General features: G+C 51.6%; 17 protein-coding genes. 16 read left to right on the forward strand and 1 reads right to left on the reverse strand.

What is annotated here, in order from left to right; translation table 11 throughout:
* The first annotated feature begins 147 nt into the window (after window positions 1-147).
* Both JW881_17310 and JW881_17315 read left to right on the forward strand, forming a co-directional pair.
* On the forward strand, window positions 148-1,089 hold the full coding sequence (locus JW881_17310; GenBank protein MBN1699282.1) for an alpha/beta hydrolase: 942 nt from the start codon (window positions 148-150) through the stop codon (window positions 1,087-1,089).
* A 168-nt stretch (window positions 1,090-1,257) separates the two neighbouring features.
* Window positions 1,258-2,379 carry a hypothetical protein gene (locus tag JW881_17315; protein MBN1699283.1) on the forward strand — a complete coding sequence of 374 codons (1,122 nt, stop codon included), beginning with the start codon at window positions 1,258-1,260 and terminating at the stop codon, window positions 2,377-2,379.
* A 9-nt stretch (window positions 2,380-2,388) separates the two neighbouring features.
* On the opposite strand, the gene JW881_17320 is transcribed toward JW881_17315, so the two are convergent.
* On the reverse strand, window positions 2,389-3,615 hold the full coding sequence (locus JW881_17320) for a PilZ domain-containing protein (GenBank protein MBN1699284.1): 1,227 nt from the start codon (window positions 3,613-3,615) through the stop codon (window positions 2,389-2,391).
* Window positions 3,616-3,993: 378 nt separating this feature from the next.
* Here JW881_17320 and JW881_17325 point away from each other — a divergent pair, with 378 nt between their 5' ends.
* The 14 genes from JW881_17325 (at window position 3,994) to JW881_17390 (ending at window position 20,260) form a co-directional block, all read left to right on the forward strand.
* Window positions 3,994-5,202 (forward strand): CoB--CoM heterodisulfide reductase iron-sulfur subunit A family protein, encoded by a 1,209-nt coding sequence (locus JW881_17325; protein MBN1699285.1) that lies wholly within the window; start codon window positions 3,994-3,996, stop codon window positions 5,200-5,202.
* A gap of 83 nt (window positions 5,203-5,285) precedes the next feature.
* Entirely contained in the window at window positions 5,286-6,794 is a 1,509-nt protein-coding gene (locus JW881_17330; GenBank protein ID MBN1699286.1) for a 4Fe-4S binding protein, read from the forward strand.
* Window positions 6,795-7,175: a hydrogenase iron-sulfur subunit gene (locus JW881_17335; protein MBN1699287.1), complete on the forward strand. Its 381-nt coding sequence runs from the start codon at window positions 6,795-6,797 to the stop codon at window positions 7,173-7,175.
* A gap of 17 nt (window positions 7,176-7,192) precedes the next feature.
* On the forward strand, window positions 7,193-8,083 hold the full coding sequence (folD, locus tag JW881_17340) for a bifunctional methylenetetrahydrofolate dehydrogenase/methenyltetrahydrofolate cyclohydrolase FolD (protein ID MBN1699288.1): 891 nt from the start codon (window positions 7,193-7,195) through the stop codon (window positions 8,081-8,083).
* A 45-nt stretch (window positions 8,084-8,128) separates the two neighbouring features.
* Window positions 8,129-8,791 (forward strand): methylenetetrahydrofolate reductase C-terminal domain-containing protein, encoded by a 663-nt coding sequence (locus JW881_17345; protein MBN1699289.1) that lies wholly within the window; start codon window positions 8,129-8,131, stop codon window positions 8,789-8,791.
* Complete coding sequence (locus JW881_17350) at window positions 8,788-9,741, forward strand: methylenetetrahydrofolate reductase (protein MBN1699290.1); 954 nt, start codon at window positions 8,788-8,790, stop codon at window positions 9,739-9,741. Before JW881_17345 ends, JW881_17350 begins: the two co-directional genes overlap by 4 nt.
* The gene (locus JW881_17355) at window positions 9,742-10,836 is read left to right on the forward strand and encodes a DUF3786 domain-containing protein (protein ID MBN1699291.1); all 1,095 of its coding nucleotides are present in this window, start codon (window positions 9,742-9,744) and stop codon (window positions 10,834-10,836) included.
* A 2-nt stretch (window positions 10,837-10,838) separates the two neighbouring features.
* Window positions 10,839-15,356: an FAD-dependent oxidoreductase gene (locus tag JW881_17360; GenBank protein MBN1699292.1), complete on the forward strand. Its 4,518-nt coding sequence runs from the start codon at window positions 10,839-10,841 to the stop codon at window positions 15,354-15,356.
* 35 nt (window positions 15,357-15,391) lie between these two features.
* On the forward strand, window positions 15,392-15,850 hold the full coding sequence (locus JW881_17365) for a hydrogenase iron-sulfur subunit (protein MBN1699293.1): 459 nt from the start codon (window positions 15,392-15,394) through the stop codon (window positions 15,848-15,850).
* A complete protein-coding gene (locus JW881_17370) occupies window positions 15,850-16,986 on the forward strand; it encodes a hypothetical protein (protein MBN1699294.1) in 1,137 nt (378 codons plus the stop codon). The genes JW881_17365 and JW881_17370 overlap by 1 nt, the downstream gene beginning before the upstream one ends.
* A 4-nt stretch (window positions 16,987-16,990) precedes the next feature.
* Window positions 16,991-18,490 carry a Ni/Fe hydrogenase subunit alpha gene (locus tag JW881_17375; GenBank protein ID MBN1699295.1) on the forward strand — a complete coding sequence of 500 codons (1,500 nt, stop codon included), beginning with the start codon at window positions 16,991-16,993 and terminating at the stop codon, window positions 18,488-18,490.
* Window positions 18,491-18,510: 20 nt separating this feature from the next.
* A complete protein-coding gene (locus JW881_17380) occupies window positions 18,511-19,017 on the forward strand; it encodes a hydrogenase maturation protease (GenBank protein MBN1699296.1) in 507 nt (168 codons plus the stop codon).
* Window positions 19,018-19,198: 181 nt separating this feature from the next.
* A complete protein-coding gene (locus tag JW881_17385; GenBank protein ID MBN1699297.1) occupies window positions 19,199-19,651 on the forward strand; it encodes an isoamylase early set domain-containing protein in 453 nt (150 codons plus the stop codon).
* A 105-nt stretch (window positions 19,652-19,756) separates the two neighbouring features.
* On the forward strand, window positions 19,757-20,260 hold the full coding sequence (locus JW881_17390; protein ID MBN1699298.1) for a hypothetical protein: 504 nt from the start codon (window positions 19,757-19,759) through the stop codon (window positions 20,258-20,260).
* The last annotated feature ends 22 nt before the right edge of the window (window positions 20,261-20,282 follow it).

Genomic DNA, 20,282 nt, shown 5'->3' on the forward strand with positions numbered 1-20,282 from the left:
AACATAGCGCGCATTCAATTCCAACATAGCGCGCATTCAATTCCAACATAGCGCGCATTCAATTCCAACATAGCGCGCATTCAATTCGATTTTTTTATAAAACTTACTTCCTTTTTATAGTCCGATAATATATGATATTCTGTAGGTATGGTATTTTGTATCATCGGTATTGTGTTAATCGGTCTCATTATTCTTTTTCTGGCCGGACCCCGTGTGAAGGTGGACACCGGAATAAGACCGGTGGATTTACCTGAAGATCTGGACGATTATCTTTTCGAAAAGGAAAAAAACGTGCCCGGGCTTACTCCCGGTACGGAAAAGAAGATCGTCTGGGCGGGAGCCCCGGGCGAGAAAACCGATTCCGCTTTCCTGTATATTCACGGTTTTTCGGCGACAAGGCAGGAAACCGTTCCTGTGGCGGACAGGGTCGCCGCATTTTTCAACGCGAATCTCTATTATACACGATTGAAAGGACATGGGAGGGACGGCGATGCACTGGCGGAAGCGTGTGCCGGTGACTGGATCTCCGACATATGGGAAGCCTGGGAGATCGGAAGACGAATCGGAAGGAAGAACGTCATCATCGCGGTTTCGACCGGCGCCCCGCTTGCCGCGTGGCTCGCGACAAAAGTGACGGGCCTTTCTGCGCTTGTTTTAATTTCTCCGAATTTCGAGCCGGCGGATAAGGCGGCCCGGTTGTTGCTTCTTCCCTGGGGAAATCTCATCGCGCGGCTTTCCGTGGGAAAGTATTATCACTTTGAACCCCAAAACAGCCTACATGAAAAGTACTGGACTTCCGCCTACCGGTCCGGGGCGCTGCTTCAGATGATGGCAACGTGCCGGCTGGGCTGGAAGGCCGATCTCGAATCAATTTCAATCCCCATCCTGTGCTTGTATACGGAAAACGACAGGGTTATTTCGATTCCGAAATTGAAGCACGCTTATGAGCGGTTTGGAAGCGGGATTAAAAAAATTATCAATGTCGGCAAAGCGCGCGATCATAACATGACGGGTTCCATCATTTCACCCGAGACGGTTGATGATGTTGTCGATATAATCGAAGCGTTTCTGAAACAAGGTGTGATATGATAGCCACCGGTACAATTCGGGGAGTCGATCCATACATGAAAGAACCCAGGTAAAACAATATCGATAAACCGACCGGATACAATCAGGCTACATGACAGAAAGGATGCTATGAAAACAATACCGATTGTCGCAATATGCGTAATATCGCTATTTTTTTCATGGGGATGTATGAGAGCGACCAGGGTCGAATGGTCGAAAACCTACGGCAGTCCCCGTAATGACCTCGGTTATTCCGCGGTCCAGACCTTTGATCGCGGTTATATTATCACCGGCTATACATTTCCTGAAAATTCGAGTTTCAACGATCTCTCCCTTCTCAAAACAGATGCATATGGCACATTGATCTGGGAAAAAACATTCGGCGGCGACCTCTGGGACGTCGGCTATTCGGTCGAACAGACATCCGATGAGGGATATATTGTCGCCGGTTTTACCCATACGAAGAGTATCGACGAGAGTGATATCTATCTTCTGAAGACGGACAGTCGTGGTAACGCGCTTTGGACAAAAACCATCGGGGGAAGTGAATATGATTGCGCCTATTCAATCCAGCAGACTATAGACGGCGGTTATATTGCCGGCGGATATACCAAATCCTATGGAGCCGGCGAGAGTGATTTTTACTTGATAAAACTGGATTCCCGCGGTGAAGTTCTCTGGACGAATACGTATGGGGGAAGCGATTGGGAAGAGGGCAAATGGGTGAGGCAGACCAAAGACGGCGGTTACATCATGACGGGGTACACCCAGTCCTTTGGAGAAGGTTCGAGGGACGCTTACGTGGTAAAAACAGACGCGGCGGGGAACGCCCTCTGGTCGAAAACCTATGGGGGAAGCGATTGGGACGACGGGAGATGGATCGAACAGACCAAAGACGGTGGTTATATTATCACCGGTTCGACCGTGTCGTCCGGAGCCGGAAGCTGGGATGTCTATCTTGTAAAAACGGACAGTGAAGGGAATGCCCTCTGGACCAACACTTATGGGGGAAAAGACTATGATGTGGGAATGTCGGTTCAGCAGACCCGGGACACAGGATATATCATAGCTGGTATTACCTATTCTTTCGGCACGGGAGAGGGAGACGGATATCTGATAAAAACGGATCACGAAGGCGTCATGCTCTGGTCAAAAACATACGGGGAACCGGGCGCCGACGGCATCTATTCTCTCCGGCTTACATCGGAAGACTGGGCTATCCTGACGGGATTTTCCAGGACCGATACGGCCGGAGAAAGCGATGTCTGGCTTATTCATACCGATCCCCTCTCGGATAACGGACACCAATAAACCGCCCGCCTACCAGACATATTTCCCCTGGGGCGTAAAAGGTTTGCTGTAAAGGTATTCGTAAAGAAGAGAAAACTCATGCGGCGTTGTTTTTCTAAACTTGAGTCCGTAGTAGAACCTGTTGTTTTCCTCGAATTTCCTGATGACCACAGATTCTATCGAGAATTTTTTTTCTTTAAGATGAAAATAAATACTCAATTCATTAAAAACATCGAGTTCCTTCTCGAGTTCTTTGGAATTATAGACAAAGAGAAGCCCCGACGCGCTGATGTCGATTATCGGTGCGTCGTATCCGGTTTCGATAATATCGACTTTTTCCTTGAAATAGCCATTCACCTTAAGCGAATAGCTGAGTACCTTCGAGAATTGATCAATGTATTCAATAAGCTCATTGGTTATCTCCTGTTTGATATCTTCTCTGTTGCATGCATGGATATATCCGACCATATAATTACTGTAGAAGATGGGACAATACACTTCGGAATGGATTCCTTTGATTTTCTTTTGAAAAAGCAGATCCTTGAACTTGGTTTCCATGTTGAATGTTGGGGTTTTCTGCCGTTCTTCAAATTCGATCATATCGAGTTTCGTGATTATCCTGTCCTCGAGAAACGGGTCAAGCGCGGGGATTTCCTTTTCCGTTGATGGTATCCAGAGGATTTTACAAAAGCTAACCATCAGATCTTCCTCATATGTTTCAGGTTTTCTGTCTTTCATCATGACGATTTTATGTTCGGAAACGCTTTTTCGCATTTTCTCCTGAAAAACCTGGATCAACTGGGTTATTGAAGCGGGATCGAAGTCCTCGGCGAACTCGGGTACTTCATCATTCACCGTTTTCTGAATACGCGGAAAATTCAATTCATAGCGCTTCTGTTTGACGAAGAAGTAAACGGAAAGTTTTTCGTGGATTTTTATTCTTCTGTATTCCCTGTTGGCATTCTTGCAAACTTCATCGGGATGCTTGAAGACTATGTGTTCTCCTCTTTTTTCAATCAGGGCCGTAAGAAAGGTAAAGTTATTGTTCTGAAAACTGAACACGATCTGGACATCGTCGCCCTTGTTCAGGGAGGAAATATCACCCTTCAGGATTTCGCATTCGAGTTCAAAATCGGTATAGCGCAGGAGTTTGCACTGGATTTCCCATGCCCCACCCTCGGCAAAGAGAGTGATCCCCTGTTCCTTGAGTGAACGAAAGATGAACTCCTTCTCAATTCTGCTTAAAGGGATTCCCATTTTCGCCCCCTCTTCATACTCGACACCGCCTTTTTCTGTCAGAACAAATGTTCATTATTCTGATACGTTTTGTTTTGTTGTTTCCACATACAAGCCGGGATCAACATCCTCTGTTGCAGGAATACGATTACTACTATTATAGGATGAAAGAAAACAAATTGCCAGTATAAAAACTTCTGCGGAATGAGTGCCGTATTCCATGAAAGATTCATGTTTTGAGGTGAAAATGCGAGTATAGCCGGATTTTTTTCTTTTTTTCAATCGACGATATACGTTCTATTAATACCGTGAAAGGGCCTTCCCCGCACATGTACGCCGCGTATACTTGACAATGAATTTGTAATTTATGATATTGTAGAGAAGGCAACGTTAATAACCATGACAAGAAAAAAAGTTGTGATTGTCGGCGCCGGAATAAGCGGTATGACCGTCGCCAGCAACCTTTCCAAAAGGGGAATAGTTACGATGCTAATCGATAAAAACCCATATCCCGGCGGAGAGGCTGTTTTCTACGGCTGCAAGGCGACCGATTCATGTATGCGATGCGGAGTATGTCTTCTTCGCGATGCGCTGTGTGAATTAAAGGAGAACGATACAATGGCCATCTCGTTTTCCTCGACAGTCCGTTCAATAAAAAGACACCCCCCATCGGGCTATATCCTTGAAATCGAAGTATCGCGCAATTATATCGATCCCCGGCAATGTATTGCATGCGGTCTTTGTCAACCTGTTTGTCCCGAAGATGCGATAAAAAAAATACCCGGCTGGACCTACTATATCGATTCACATTGCACGGCTTGCGGTGAATGTGTCGACCGGTGTCCGGTCGGGGCCGTCAGTCTGGAAAACCGATGCACACGGATGAGTGTTCATGCCGATTCGATTGTCATTGCAACCGGTTTCGAACCCTATGATCCCGCACGTAATCTCAAATGGGGTTACGGCAGGAACCCGCAGGTGATTACGGCAACGGATCTGGAGCGATGTTTGTATGATGAAAGATACCCCGGAGTTCATGTCAGCCGCATTGCATTTATCCAGTGTGTCGGTTCCAGAAATGTGACGGAGGGTGTTTCACAATGTTCGCGTATCTGTTGCGCATACGCCTTGCGCATGGCTAATAAATTAACCTATGACCGACCCGGGACGGCGGTCGATTTTTATTATATGGATATCCAGGGTTTCGGCAAACAGTTTCCGGATTTCATGGCGAACGTAAACGATTCCGTCTCTTTTATACGAAGCAGCCCGGTCAGTGTGGCAACAGAGGAGGGGGGGAAACCGATCGTCAGGTTCGAATCCCCTGAGACGCATGCATGTATCGAAACCGCCTATGATCTTCTCGTGTTGTCACACGGTCTCTGCCCCCGGGATAATGCACCTAATGTTGCGGAGCTTTTCGGTCTTGATCAGGATGTGAATGGATTTTTCAACGATTTCCCGGCTGACGGGGCCGCCTCTTTACGTTCCGGGATTTTTACAGCCGGCACATGCAGGGGGCCGATGCGCATCGATGAATGTATAACGGATGCAACGGCCGTTTCTCGGAAGATCTTTGCGTTTTTGGAAGGGGAAGCGGCCGGGTGAAGAACAGCAAGGTAAGTATTTTCCTTTGTGATTTTTCTCTTTGCCTGAAAAATGGTCCTGATGTATATCGTATAAAAAAGGAATTGGAAAAGAATCGCCATGTCGGGGAAGTTATCGTCCTGAAAGCCCCGTGCAGGGAATCCGCCACGGCCGTTCCCGAAATAAGCGGGAACCGCCTTCTTATAGCCGGCTGCTCTTTTCTGCAAAAGTGTGGTGGCTTCGGACAACCCGGGAAGGTGATATCCGTCGATACATCTAATTTCATTATGATAGATATCAGAAACCTTGTTATGGGACTTTATTCGACAAAAAAAGAAAGAGAAAGCAACCTGATCGGGCAATTGCTCATGCATGCCGCCATCCTTGCGAATAAGCAGCCGGTAAAAAACGTGAATGTCCGGCCGTTTGATAAAATCCTCGTGTACGGAAGCGGGCTTTCCGGGTTGCTTGCCGCGCTTGACATACCCTCAACGACTACCCTGGATGTTATCGAAACACCGGGAGAAACGGTTTCGCCGGGCTTTTTATGGGAAACGATGAACCATCCTTCGATAGTATATCGATTGAGAGAAAAGGTTTCAGAGAGGGGAATTATCGGTTTTATCCCGCGTGATGATGTAATGGGTCTTGAACGTGTTGAAAAGGGATTTATCCTGAAGAAAAAAGGGGGCGGCATTGTCGAATACGGGGCGATCATTTTCGCGCCTGAGCGCCGTGAAGGTGAAAACAATGGAGACGGGTCCCTCACCCTTTCCGGTCTCTATCTTCTTCTTGAAAAGAATGTCGTATGCCGGGGTACAATGGTGTTCCTTCTTGAAAATGTCGAAACGACGAGCCCCGAGGTATATGGTGATGTCATGAGGGCGGCTCTCCACAGCAAGAAACGGGACAGGGGTGAAGTGATTGTTGTCTCGAATGATATCCATGTCGCGTTTCGGGGGGGAGAAGAACTTTATGATGAATGCAGAAAAGCGGGAGTCGTCTTTATCAGACCTTCAGGGGATTATGAGGCTCTCAGTGACGGAGGTTCGTTCAGGATATCGGGGATTGATGCGGGAACCGGAAGCAGGTTAACCCTGGATAGACCGGAGATCGTTGTCATCCCGCAGAAACCGGTACTTTCAGAGACCTCGCTGCATTTTGCGGCTATGGCACGTCTGAGTCTGCCGGGAAACCGGTATTCCCAGGCTGATTCCCTCAGTGCGATTCCTTCGGAAACAAACGTGAAGGGGGTGTTTGTCACGGGCGCGGCAAGGGAGAATCTGGGGTTTTCCGCGATGAGAGAGGACATCCACTCGTGTGTCTTTGCCGTTACCGCGTATCTGGCCGGACAGGCGGGGAATATCGAAGAACGCATTCCCCTGATCGATGCCGAGAAGTGCGTTCTGTGCCTTACCTGTATCAGGGTTTGTCCGTATAATGCTTTAGTAACCGATACGGAAAAGGGTATCGCGAAAATTATCGAAACCGCCTGCATGGCGTGCGGAATCTGTGTATCTGAATGTCCCGCCCGGGCGATGCAGATGAGGAACCTCACGACTACCGCGATCGATGAGGGTGTCGGGCTTCTTTATCCGAAAGGAACTGGTTGAATGGCGGATTTTGTACTGCTGTTGTATTGCGCTTTTGGAGCAAAGAAGGCATTAATGCGGATGAGCGACCTTGGATTACGGATCCCTGCGAATGTGCGGCTTTTTGAACTTCCGTGCAGCGGCCGTGCGGATGAAGTACTCATCATGAACGCACTGGAAAAGGGATATCGCGGTGTTCTTGTCGTGGGTTGCCAAAAGGAGAATTGCAGATATATTGCGGGTAACCTGAGGGCGGAGAAACGGGTCGAAAGAATCAGAGCCCTGATAAAGCAGGCGGGGATAAGAGAAAAACGAATCGGGATGGTCTTTACCGCACCGGATGAAGCGCGGACCCTCTCGAAAAAGATACATGATTTTATGGATCGGATAAACGAAACATAGGGAAGAAGGAGACGAGAATGTCAGCGACAATTATTGACGGAAACAGGATTGCCGCCGGAATACGGACGGACCTGAAAACGGAAATCGACAATTTGAAAATTACCGGGGGTATCGTTCCCGGGCTTGCGGTTGTTCTTGTGGGTGAGGACCCGGCCTCCCGTGTGTATGTGCGTATGAAAAACAGGGCCTGCTCCGATATCGGTATATATTCCGAACAACATACCTTTGGCCGGGATATAACGGAAGCGGCACTGCTCGAAAAAATATCGGAATTGAATAGTGATAACAGGATTCACGGTATCCTCGTTCAGCTGCCCCTGCCCCCACATATTGAAGAACAGAAGGTGATCGGGGCCATTCTCCCGGAAAAGGATGTCGACGGTTTTCATCCGGTCAATATGGGAAAACTACTCATCGGTATTGACGGTTTCAAGCCGTGCACGCCGTACGGGGTACAGCAAATGCTCGTCCATGCCGGGATTCCCGTCGAGGGCGCACACGTCGTTGTCGTGGGCAGAAGTAATATCGTGGGAAAACCGATTGCCGGCATCCTCGTTCAGAAACAAAAGCACGCAAACGCCACCGTAACACTCTGCCATTCCCGGACGAAAAATCTCGCCGGACTCACCAGGCAGGCGGACATTCTTATTGCCGCGATCGGAAAACCGGAGGCGATCACCGCCGATATGGTGAAAGAGGACGCGGTGGTCATCGATGTGGGAGTCAACCGGGTTGACGATCCGGGTTCGGAAAAGGGGTATAAGCTTGTCGGTGACGTCAAATTCGGGGAAGTCTCGCAAAAGTGCAGGGCCATATCGCCCGTTCCCGGCGGTGTCGGACCGATGACGATCACCATGCTTCTTTACAACACGGTACAATCGGCAAAGAACCATGCCGGGATCGAATAGTCTGCACGGTATGGTGCAGGATGATTGTCATAAAGTGAGGGAATCATGATTGTAGCGGAACAAAAACCCGTCGGGGAAATACTCGCCATGTTAGGGGCCGGCAAACGGATCCTGGTCGTCGGCTGCGACAGCTGCGTGACCGTTTGTCTTTCGGGCGGAGAAAAGGAAGTGAATGTGCTCTGCTCGGCACTCAGAATGTCCCAGAAGGGATTCAGCCGGATTACGGGCCGCACCGTAAAACGTCAGTGCGACAGGGAATTTCTCGAGGACATACGGAAGGACGCGGAGGAAAGCGATATACTGCTTTCGATGGCGTGCGGTGCCGGCTGCCAGATGTTGTCCGATTTTTTCGAGGGTATGATCGTGCTTCCCGCCCTCAATACCCTTTTTATGGGATCGAACGAAGGTGCCGGATACTGGCTGGAACGCTGCCTCGGCTGCGGCGATTGCGTGCTGCATATAACAGGCGGTATTTGTCCCCGCGTGAGGTGCGCCAAAGGACTCATGAACGGTCCCTGCGGCGGATCCAAAGGCGGGAAGTGTGAAGTCGATCCCGAGCATCTCGAATGCGGATGGAATCTCATTTATCACAGGCTAAAGACCCTCGGTGCACTCGACCGGATGATGGAGATACAACCGCCCCGCGACTGGTCCCGGTCCCATGAAGGGGGGCCGCGACGGGTGATAAGGGAGGATATCGCGCTATGAACGTGAACAAGAACAAGAGCGGGCTTGAAAAACTTTTCGAAAAGGGTGAGTTTGTCGTGACCGCCGAATTGGGTCCGCCGAAAAGTGTCGATCCTTCCGTCATCGATGCCAAGGTGATCGCCCTGAAAGGGGCGGTCGATGCGGTCAATATTACGGACAATCAGGCCGCGATCGTGAGGATTTCCTCGATCGGAACGGGTATTTATGTGAAGAACGCCGGCATCGAGCCGATTATTCAGATGACCTGCCGCGACAGAAACCGGCTCGGCATCCAGGCGGATCTCCTCGGGGCTTCACTGAACGGGATAAAAAACCTGCTCTGCATTACCGGCGATCATCAGTCGTTGGGAAACCACCCCCGTGCCCGGTGCGTTTTTGATATCGATTCGATTCAACTCATCGGGATGGTGAGGGATATGCGTGAGAAAGGTGTGTTTCAGTGCGGAGAGGCGATCAGAAACGGAAAGCATGCCGATGTGCATGCCCCCGGTTTTTTCATCGGCGGAGCGGCTAATCCGTTCGCGGAGCCCCTCGAGTGGCGTGTCGATCGTTTACGGAAAAAGGTAAATGCCGGGGTCGAGTTTATCCAGACCCAATGTATCTATGATATGGAGCGGTTTTCCCGATGGATGAAAGAGGTCACGGCACGCGGTCTGCATGGACAGGTGAAGATTTGCGCCGGTGTTTCTCCGCTCAAATCAGCCGGCGCGGCGGTATATATGAATGAAAAGGTCGCGGGGATTGTTATTCCGGATCACTGCATCGAACGGCTGAGAAAGGCGGACGATGCAAAAGCCGAGGGGTTGAAGATATGTATCGAACAGATTCAACAGCTGATGGAGATGGAAGGGGTCGCGGGCGTCCATATTATCGCGATCGAATGGGAGACTGCCGTGAGAGGGATCGTGGAAGGCGCGGGGCTTTTACCCCGACCGGAAATGGAGGAATAAGTGAACGGAGAAAGCATTAAAGCCGCATATGAAAAAGCCGCCAATATGCTTCGTGATATGGACCTCGAGGAAGTATGCGGCAGGACAGGTGCGAAACGGAAGGGAAATATCCTCTCGCTGGATTATTTTAACGAAACTGTCGAGGTAGTGCTTCCGGAAATAATATGCAGGGGTGAACATATTAGCGAGGTCGATGCACTTATTATCATTCATTATCTGATATCGACGGGAGCCGCTGAAACGAATGGCGAGTTTGTCGGATTCAAGGATCTGCCGGGCGGTATGTTCCATTACAACACCTTTGTAAAAGAAGGCCCCGGGCGTCTTTCCGAGATTTTTGCCGAAGAACACGGAAGAATAGTGTCTGCTGCCGCCGGACTTGGCGGTGAAAAAGCCGCTTTCGGGGACGCGTCGGTGAAACTGAAAGTGTTTCCGCATGTGGAGATACTTGTTGTTCTCTACAGGGATGACGGTGATTTCCCGCAGGAAACCTATATGCTTTTCAGGGATGATATTATCAATTACCTGAGTCTGAAGGATATTTCGATGATGGCGGGTGTGATAACCGAACGGCTTAACACGCTGGAAAAATCGGCCCTCAAAACCGTCGACCTGATGCATACGGACAGGGATTTTAAAAACGAAATCGCCGCAAGGCCGGGCGCGGGATTTTTCAGGCGATGTTTTTCCTGTGGTACCTGTACCGCCTCGTGTCCGGTATCGGAGATCGATGAGCGTTTCAATCCGCGCCTGATTATACGGCAATGTCTTTTGGGGCAGCGCGAAGAGATCCTCTCTTCAAAGGAATTGTGGTTCTGTGTCCAGTGCTATACCTGTTATGCGAGGTGCCCGCAGGATGTCCGCTTTACGGATGTGATCGCGGTTCTCAGGGAAATTGCGATAGAGGAGGGGTACGCACCGGAGGTGATGGAGGAAAAGGCAAAGAAAATCGGTGACCTCGCGCAGCGTCTCAGGCACGGATTGACCGAATATGCCTGGTTTTGCGCGACGGGGAACAAACAGAAAGATCTGCAGGAAAATCTTCCCGAAAAGCTGATGGATCGGCTTGAAAAGGGATTGAAGGAATTGGAATAACGATGGATAACGGCATGAGCGGAACGGTTCTGGTTGTCGGCGGGGGAATCGGCGGTATACAGGCATCCCTGGACCTCGCGGAATCGGGATTCAGGGTTTATCTCATCGAGAAATCGCCTTCGATCGGCGGAACCATGGCACAGCTCGACAAGACCTTCCCGACAAACGATTGCGCCATGTGTATCATGTCGCCGAAACTTGTCGATTGCGCAAGACATCTCAACATAACGCTTTTAACCTGTTCCGAAGTCGTCTCATGCGGGGGCAGAGCGGGTGACTTTATCGTCACGGTAAAACGCCGCGCACGTTATGTGGATGAAACCAGATGCACGGGGTGCGCCGAATGCGAGGGGCACTGTCCCGTCGTCGTACCGAATGAGTTCGATATCGATATGTCGCTTCGCCATGCGATATACCGTCCGTTTCCTCAGGCGTCCCCGAATGTCTTCGCCATCGAAAAAAACGGCATTCCACCCTGCAGGGACGCGTGCCCGGCGGGCTGCAATGTCCAGGGGTATATCGCCCTGATCGGCAGCGGCAGGTTCGGGGAAGCCCTTGATGTCATACGGAAAACGATACCGCTTCCCGGGATATGCGGGCGTGTCTGCGGGTATTGCGAAGCGATGTGCAACAGGGCCTCGATCGACGAGGCATTGCGCATCCGCCTGCTCAAACGCTTTGCCGCCGATTACGAACGAAAAGCCCGGATCGCCGGCCGGAAGGGGAAAAAAGCCGCCGTCACACGAACGATATACATCCGTCATGAAAAAGGGACTGGTGGCGTGGAAGACGCCGATAGCGGCGTGGAAGACGCCGATAACGGCGTGAAAATCGCCATTATCGGATCGGGACCCGCCGGTCTTACCGCCGCCCGTGATTGCGCGGTCATGGGATATACCCCGGTGGTGTTCGAAGCCATGAAAAAACCCGGGGGGATGCTCAGGTACGGAATACCTGGTTACCGTTTGCCGGAAGATATCCTTGATTACGAAATCGACATGATTATCGGGGAAGGTGTCGAAATCAGAACGGAAACACCGATAGGGATCGGTCTCACCGTCGCGCAATTGCAGAAACGGGGCTTTCAAGCCGTGTTTATCGCAATCGGAACCCAAAAAAGCAACAGACTCATGATAAAGGGGGAAGACCTCGCCGGAGTGTTGCCGGGAATCCGGTTCCTCGAGCAGCGGATCGCGGGCGGGATATCACTTGATATACGCGGAAAGATCGTCGCGGTTATCGGGGGCGGAAACACGGCGCTGGACGCAGCCCGTACCGCTTTGAGGCTGGGCGCGCGGCGGGTTATGGTCATCTACCGGAGGACGCGTGAACAGATGCCGGTGAGCGCGGAAGAATATGAAGCGGCAGTGGAGGAGGGAGTCGAATTTTATTTTCTTTTAAGTCCGATGGAAATTGCGGGGAGAAAGGGCAGGGTGACGGGCGTCCTCTTGCGGCATATGAAATTGGGAACCCCGGATGCGTCCGGAAGAAGAAGACCCGTTCCGGTTCCCGATTCGACCGCTTTTTTCGATGCGGATATCGTTATCCCATCACCGGGGCAGGGAGTCGATGAAACATGGCCTGGTGCGGCATGCGAAAACCTCGAAATGAAAGGGAATCTGATACGGATCGATCCGCTTACGCTCGAAACAAACCTGGAGGGGGTTTTTGCGGGCGGCGATGCCGCGGGTAGCGGCGGTTATGTCGTGCACGCGATCGCACAAGGACACGAGGCGGCGATTTCCATCGACCGGTATATCCGCGGTGAAGATATGCGGGCGGGGAGAAAGAAGAAACGGGGGCCTGTCGCCGGTATACCCCCGAGGTATATCGAAAAGAAGGCGGCGATGAAACCGGATAGGCTTCCGGGCCGCGAACGGCTGATGTCTTTCGACGAAGTCGAAAAAGGACTGACGGAGGAAGAGGCGGTCGAAGAAGCAAAGCGATGTCTCAATTGTTCGATATGTTCGGAATGCGGCCAATGTGAGTTGCATTGCTCGGTTAAAGCGATTGATTATTCGCAGAAAGACACGTATGAGGATATCCGTGTGGGTGCGATTCTCCTCGCCCCCGGCTGCGAGCGGGTCGACCCCGGGGGGTTGTATCGGCTCGGTTTCGGCATATATCCGGATGTGATCACGGGTATCCATTTCGAACGGATGTTGTCGTCTTCCGGACCGTTTGCCGGGCATATCAGAAGGCCGTCGGACGGAATGACACCGGAAAAAATCGCGTTTATCCAGTGCGCCGGTTCACGGGATACCGTTGCAGGAAACGAGATCTGTTCGTCCGTCTGCTGTATGTACGCGATCAAGGAGGCGGTGATCGCGAAGGAGCATGATCCGGAGATTCAGCCGGTTATTTTTTATATGGATATCCGGGCTGTCGGCAAGGATTTCGAACGCTACTACGAGCGGGCAAAGAGCGAATACAACGTACGCTTTGTCCGGTCGCGGGTGTCCGACGTATTGAAACGGCCGGGTTCCGGACGGCTTGAGGTACGGTATGAGGGGGGGGACGGGAAGGCGAGCGAAGAAGATGTCGACCTCGTCGTCCTTTCGACCGGATTTACCGGAGGCGGGCGTCTGCGCGATATCGGCGGGGTTTTCGGTCTTCCGGTCAACAGATTCGGTTATCTTGCCGCCGATCCGCTCGCCGCAGTCGAAACGAGAATCCCCGGTCTGTTTCTCTGCGGACCGGCCCAGGAACCGAAGGATATTCCGGAGACGATCATGCAGGCCAACGCTGCCTCGGCGGCTGCCGCCGAAATGCTTGCCGGGGCGCGGTGGCATGACGTCGTTGAAAAGGAATATCCGCCCGAACGTGACATCGGCGGAGAGGGAGTGAAGATCGGGGTGTTCGTATGCCGGTGCGGCATTAATATCGCCGCCACGGTGGATGTGAGTGCGGTTTTAGGGTATGCGGAAACACTTCCCGGAGTGGTATTTGCGGAAGAAAACCTCTATACCTGTTCGCAGGATACCCAGGACCATATGAAGGAGATGATCCGAGCGCACGGTTTGAACAGAATCGTCGTCGCCTCGTGTACCCCGCGGACCCATGAACCACTCTTTCAGGAGACGATTCGCGAGGCTGGATTGAACAGGCACCTTTTCTCCATGGCTAATATACGCGACCAGTGTTCGTGGATTCACATGAAGGAGCCGGCGTACGCGACGGAAAAAGCAAAAGATCTATTACGGATGGCGGTCGCGAGGATCGGGCTCGTCGAACCTCTCCCCCGGATACCGCTTCCCGTCATACGGGAGGTATTGGTGGTCGGCGGAGGACCTGCCGGGATGTCGGCTGCCCTTTCCCTTTCGCGCCAGGGATTCCCCGTGCATCTCGTCGAGAAGGAGACGGTGCTGGGCGGGAATCTGCGGAATATCGGCTCGACACTTGAAGGAACGTCCGTAAGGGACCTTCTCGATGATATGATCGGGGCAATTGAAAGCAATCCACTCGTTACCGTACATTCTGGCTTCGTCGTCGAGGAGGTCGGGGGGTTCATCGGCAATTATACAACGAGAATCAGATCGAGATACGGCGAAGAGTTTATCGAGGTGCGTCACGGTGTCGCCGTTATCGCAACGGGTGCCGTCGAGTCAAAGCCCGAAGGGTATAATTACGGGAGCGACGGGAGGATAAAAACCGGCCTCGAGTTTGAATCATACCTGGCCGCATGCGACGACAATTCCCTTCCGCGCAACGCGGTTTTTATCCAGTGTGTGGGATCGCGCGAATCAGGGCATATGTATTGTTCCCGAATCTGCTGCAAACACACGGTCAAGAATGCCCTTGCGCTAAAGCGGCGAAATCCTGACGCTTCCGTTTTCGTCCTTTACCGTGATGTCAGAACGTACGGGTTCTCCGAGTATGATTACCGGGTCGCGCGGGATGCGGGGATCGTCTTTATCCGGTATGAGGCGGCCGTAAAGCCGGCGGTACTCGCCGGGAAGGATATTCTTGTCATCGAAGTGCGTGAGGCGATGACGGAAAACTCGATCAGGATTCCTGCGGACGCCGTCATTCTGGCGGCGCGAATCGATCCGGGGTATGATAACGAAACAATGTCGCGGCTGTTCAAGGTTCCGCTGACCGCGGACGGATTTTTTCTCGAAGCCCATGTAAAACTCCGGCCTGTTGATTTTGCCACCGAAGGTGTTTTTCTTGCCGGTACGGCCCACAGTCCGAAAACCACTGCCGAAAGCATTTCTCAGGGGAGGGCCGCCGCGGCGCGGGCGGCGATCATTATCAGCAAAGATACCTATGAAGCGGAGGCAACGATTGCGGCCCTCAACGAGGACCTCTGCGACGGGTGCGGCATTTGTGTGGGGGTGTGCTCGTATAATGCGATCGAGCTTGTCGACCTCGAAAACGATAAAAAAATCGTCAAACTGAACGAGGCGATGTGCAAGGGGTGCGGGGGGTGCGTCGCGGCGTGTCCGAGCGGCGCCATGGAGCAAAAGGGGTTCAGGAATAGCCAGATTCTGGCGGAGATCGATGCCGCACTCCAGTAGCGGGGGAGATGTTTCCGTTTTGGAAGGACCGGATAATGAGTGAACCGTTTATACCCAAAATTATCGTTTTTTGCTGCAACTGGTGCGCCTATGCGGGGGCGGATCTCGCGGGGGTAAGCAGATTGCAGATAAAACCCCATTTCAGGATTATCCGGACACTCTGTTCCGCCCGTGTCGATCCGGAGTTTATCATGTATGCCTTTCGCAAAGGCGCTGACGGGGTAATGGTGGCCGGGTGCCACCCGGGCGACTGTCATTATATCGGCGGGAATTACCGGACGCGGCGGCGAATGGCCCTTCTGAAAAGCATGCTGAAACAGTTCGGTCTGAATACGGACCGTTTCCGACTTGAATGGGTGTCCGCGTCCGAGGGGGAGAAATTCGCACGCGTGGTCAATGATTTTATCGACCGGATCGTCGAACTGGGACCGAGTCCGTTCGGGAAAATAAACAACAGAGATCGCCGTAGAAAAGATGAACCAATATCGGGGTAATGCCGCCGGTAACGGGCGTGTATCCCGATGCCGCAGGGGACGCCATGGAAAACGGCATGACGGGTTCCGGATATTTTCGGATCACCCCCGGCGGCCGTGATTATATATATAGGGAGGAATACGATATGGCGGAGAAGATTACGATAGCACTCAAACGCGGGGCATCATGCGTCGGGTGTGATATCGCGGTCGTCAACTTTAATGAACATCTTTTTACCCTTTTAACTTATGCAGATATCGTTTTCGCACCGACGCTTCTTGATGTAAAATACGAGGACCTCAAGAATTTGCCTGACGGGTCGGTGACCATCGGTTTTTATCATGGCGCCGTGAGAAACTCGGATAATGAAGAAATGGCAAAGGTGATGAGGGATAAATGCCGCTTTCTTATCGCCTACGGTGCGTGCGCGCATATGGGCGGAATTCCGGGCCTCGCGAACGCCACGACACGGAAGAAGATTCTGGAACAGGTATACAAAAAAACAGTATCGACGGTGAACCCGGAAGGGACAATGCCCATGGAAACGTATACCGACGAGGCGGGCCATGACCTTACGCTTCCGGCCTTTTACGACCGGGTCTTTGCCCTCGACGATGTTGTGGACGTCGATTACTATGTCCCCGCCTGCCCCCCGACACACGATATAAATATGCAGATTCTTTCTCTTGTCAGGGAGTTTGTCGAAAAGGGGAAGCCCCTTCCCCCCAAAGGATCGGTGATCGCATCGGTAAAAACCCTCTGCGATGAATGCGGACGGACAAGATCCCGGACGATATCGGTTGCGAGGTTCCGCAGGCTTCAGGATCTGAAACTCGATGAAGATAAGTGCTTTCTCGAACAGGGGATCGTCTGTCTGGGACCGGCAACCCGAGCGGGTTGCGGGGCACCCTGTACGGCGGTCAATGTCCCGTGCAGGGGGTGTATGGGACCGACATCCGGCGTCATGGAACAGGGGGCATCCATGCTTTCCGCGATCGCTTCGATTATCAGCATATCGGATGATGAAGATAAGCTTTCGGAAGAACAGATCGAACGGCTTATGGATCAGATTATCGATCCACTCGGCTGTTTTTACCGGTTTTCCCTCCCCAAATCCCAGCTGGGGCGGGTGGTCGAAGACGTAAAAGAGGAGTAACGACATGCCTGAAATCCGGGATACGACACATAAAACAAAAAAACGCGTCATTCATATCGAGCCGGTGACGCGGCTCGAGGGCCACGCGAAAATCGAAATCTTTCTGGATGACAAAGGGGATGTCGAGGAAACCTACTTCCAGGTAGTTGAATTGAGGGGATTCGAGGAGTTCTGCAAAGGCCGCCCTGCTGAGGAAATGCCGAGAATCGTGACCAGGCTTTGCGGTGTCTGTCCATGGCCCCATCATATCGCATCGAGTACCGCCCTGGACGAGATTGTCTCCGCTCCGCCTCCGGTGACCGCCGTAAAAATCAGGGAACTCGGGTATTGCGCCCACATCCTTGAAAGCCACCTCGAGCATATCTACGCCCTCGGTCCCGCCCCCGATTTTATCGTGGGACCTGATGCGGATCCCGCGAAGCGGAATGTGCTTGGCGTCATCGAGGTGTTGGGGACGGAGGTCGGGAAAAAGGTCGTCGTTCACAGGGGGTACGCGGTTGAAATAGAGGATATTATCGGCGGGAAATCGACGCATCCGGTTTTCAGTATTCCGGGAGGTGTTTCCCGGCCGCTGAAACGGGATGAAGCAGCGAGGATCAGGGACCTTGCGGACAAGCTTGTCTCCTTTTGCGAGTATACCCTCACAGTCGTCTTTGACGTCATCCTGTCGAACAGCCGGTACATGGATATCATCCTCGACGAAACCCTCTATTATCACGATTCGTATCATATGGGTATGGTCGACGGCAATAATAAACTTACATTTTACAGCGGCGACCTCCGTGTTATGGACCAGAAAGGAAAGGAAGTCTTCAGATTTTCCGGTCGCGCTTATTCCGATTATATCGCGGAGCAGCCGGTTCCCTGGTCGTATCTCAAGTTCCCGTACCTGAAAAAAATAGGCTATAACGGCCTTGTCGACGGACCTGAAAGCGGTCTTTACCGGGTGGCCCCCCTTTCGCGGTTGAATGTGGCGGACGGTATGACAACACCGAAGGCGCAGGAGGCTTATGAAAAATTCTTTGCGACACTCGGGGAAAAGCCGGTTCAGAACTCCCTCGCTTTCCATTGGGCCCGGGCAATCGAAGCCCTTTATGCGGCCGAGAGACTCAGGGAACTCGCTCATGACGAGGACATCTTCGGTGATGAATACAGAACAATCGCCGGAGAGGTCGCCGGGGAGGGGATCGGGGTGATCGAAGCCCCGCGGGGTACGCTTTTCCATCATTACAAAACAGACGGCAACGCGATAATCACCGATGTCAATCTGCTTGTAGCAAGCGCGCAGAACTATGGGGCGATGAATATCGATATCCGGAATGTCGCGAAAGCCCTGATAAAAAAGGGGGAGATCGGCGGCGGCATTCTCAACATGGTTGAAATGGCATTCAGATCATACGATCCTTGTTTTTCATGCGCCACGCACGCCGCAATCGGCAGGATGCCTATGGAAATCGTCGTAATAAGCCATGAAGGGGGGGTAATACGAACGATAAGCAGGTAACACCGGGATTCATCGGATATATGGGGAATCCCGTTCTGAATGATGATTGTATCGGGGATTTGATCGGAAAGCGTCTCAGACGGCAATTTCACGGGAGGGATGAGGTGGTTGTCGAAGCGGTAGAAGGGTCCCCCTTTTCTTTCATGGTGAAATTATCGCAGTATGTGAAAGTGCTTCTCGTGGACGCAGCCTTAGCCGGCCGGGCGGTCGGCGAGGTCATTCTGCTGCAAAAGGATGATATTCTCGATCACGCGCATACCTTTTACCTTCACGGGATGAATTGTGCGGAAGCGATCATGATCGCAGAGAAATTCGGTATCAGGTTTCCGGAGCGGTTTCTGCTTGCCGGGATCGAGATAGGGGGGGAAGGTCCCTCACGTTTTTATCCCGAAGCCGGGCGTAACGTCTTTGGCGGATCGCTTTCACATGAGCTCGAAAGGATGTTTCCCGTTATTTATAAAAAAATCCTTCATGCGGCCTTGAGTTTTTTCCCTCTTGACCCGGTCTTGAGTGAAGTAGTTCGATAAACCTCATAAGGCGGCGGAATCATAATCTCCGGGGGACGGCGTACGGTTATGAGAGTTTTTTTTGAAAACTCTTGAAATATGCATAAAAAAGTCGGTATATTTACAATGAGGGTAATCTTTATCGACATATGAGTGCATCGTAGCGGTAATGTCAGGATGCGCTTCAGGAAACTGGTGTGATATGGGCGGCAGAAGAAACGACTCAATTAAACCGGATATTGCTTCCGCATTGAGGGGGCAGAGAAGCAGTCAAAATGTCCGGAAAAGCGGTGTCTGGAAGCTGCATATTCTCGCGTACGCAGCCGGTCTCCTCTTTCTGATGACGGGGGGGGTATTGTTTATCGTCAGCGGACTGCCGACCGTCGATGACAATACGGTGAATATGAAGTTTACCCTGGCCGCACCCGAAGCAAGTTCGGTGGCGCTGGTTGGAGATTTTAACGGATGGGATACGGCAAAAACACCGTTGCGTAAAACCGGAGAGGGTATGTGGCAGATCGACGTCAGGCTGAAAAAAGGCAGGGTGTATACCTATAATTATGTCATCGACGGTGAAGAATGGATCACGGATCCGGCCGCACTTATCAATGTCGATGACGGATTCGGGGGAGAAAGTTCTCTCCTGAAATTATAAAATATAAAAAGTGACAATATTACGCGGCGATTTTCAAACCTGTTTCCTTGAACGGGGATCGGGGGAGAAAGAAGATCGCTGCCGGAGACTGGAGGATATATTTTAATGAAAAAGGTGGCCATAATAATCGTATTGTTGCTTTGGTGCGTATCGGTATATGCGGAAACCGATCGCAAATCCGATGCGCCGGCATCGATTTCCGGCGGCAGAGACGGCGAGTGGGTGGAGCAGTTCAATGCCGAATTACACAATATGCTTTCCGGTTCCCATGTACAGGAGTATTCACTGAAACTTGCCTATGAAATCCTCGAAGATGTCGATTATCCCGAACATGCGCAGGAGGCGGCACGGATGTTTTTCGAGGCGGCAAGTGAACTGGATAGGGAGTTGAGGACGAATGCCAGGGTTTCGCTGGTCAAGGTAAAAGTGCGGCAGCATTGTGTGCTGAAAATGAAAAAGAAAGTAAACCCGAATCTTTTTAAAGAAACAATTACGGTCAAACTGAGCAAAGACGATAAGGAAAACAAGGTCAAGCCCGATCATATAAAAAAGGAAAAGGATAAAAAAGATAAAGATAAAGATAAAGAGGATAAGGACAAGGATAAATAATGCCGGGTTTTCTCTGGCTACC

This window comes from Spirochaetales bacterium (assembly GCA_016930085.1).
In the GTDB taxonomy this organism is placed as follows: Bacteria; Spirochaetota; Spirochaetia; order SZUA-6; family JAFGRV01; genus JAFGHO01.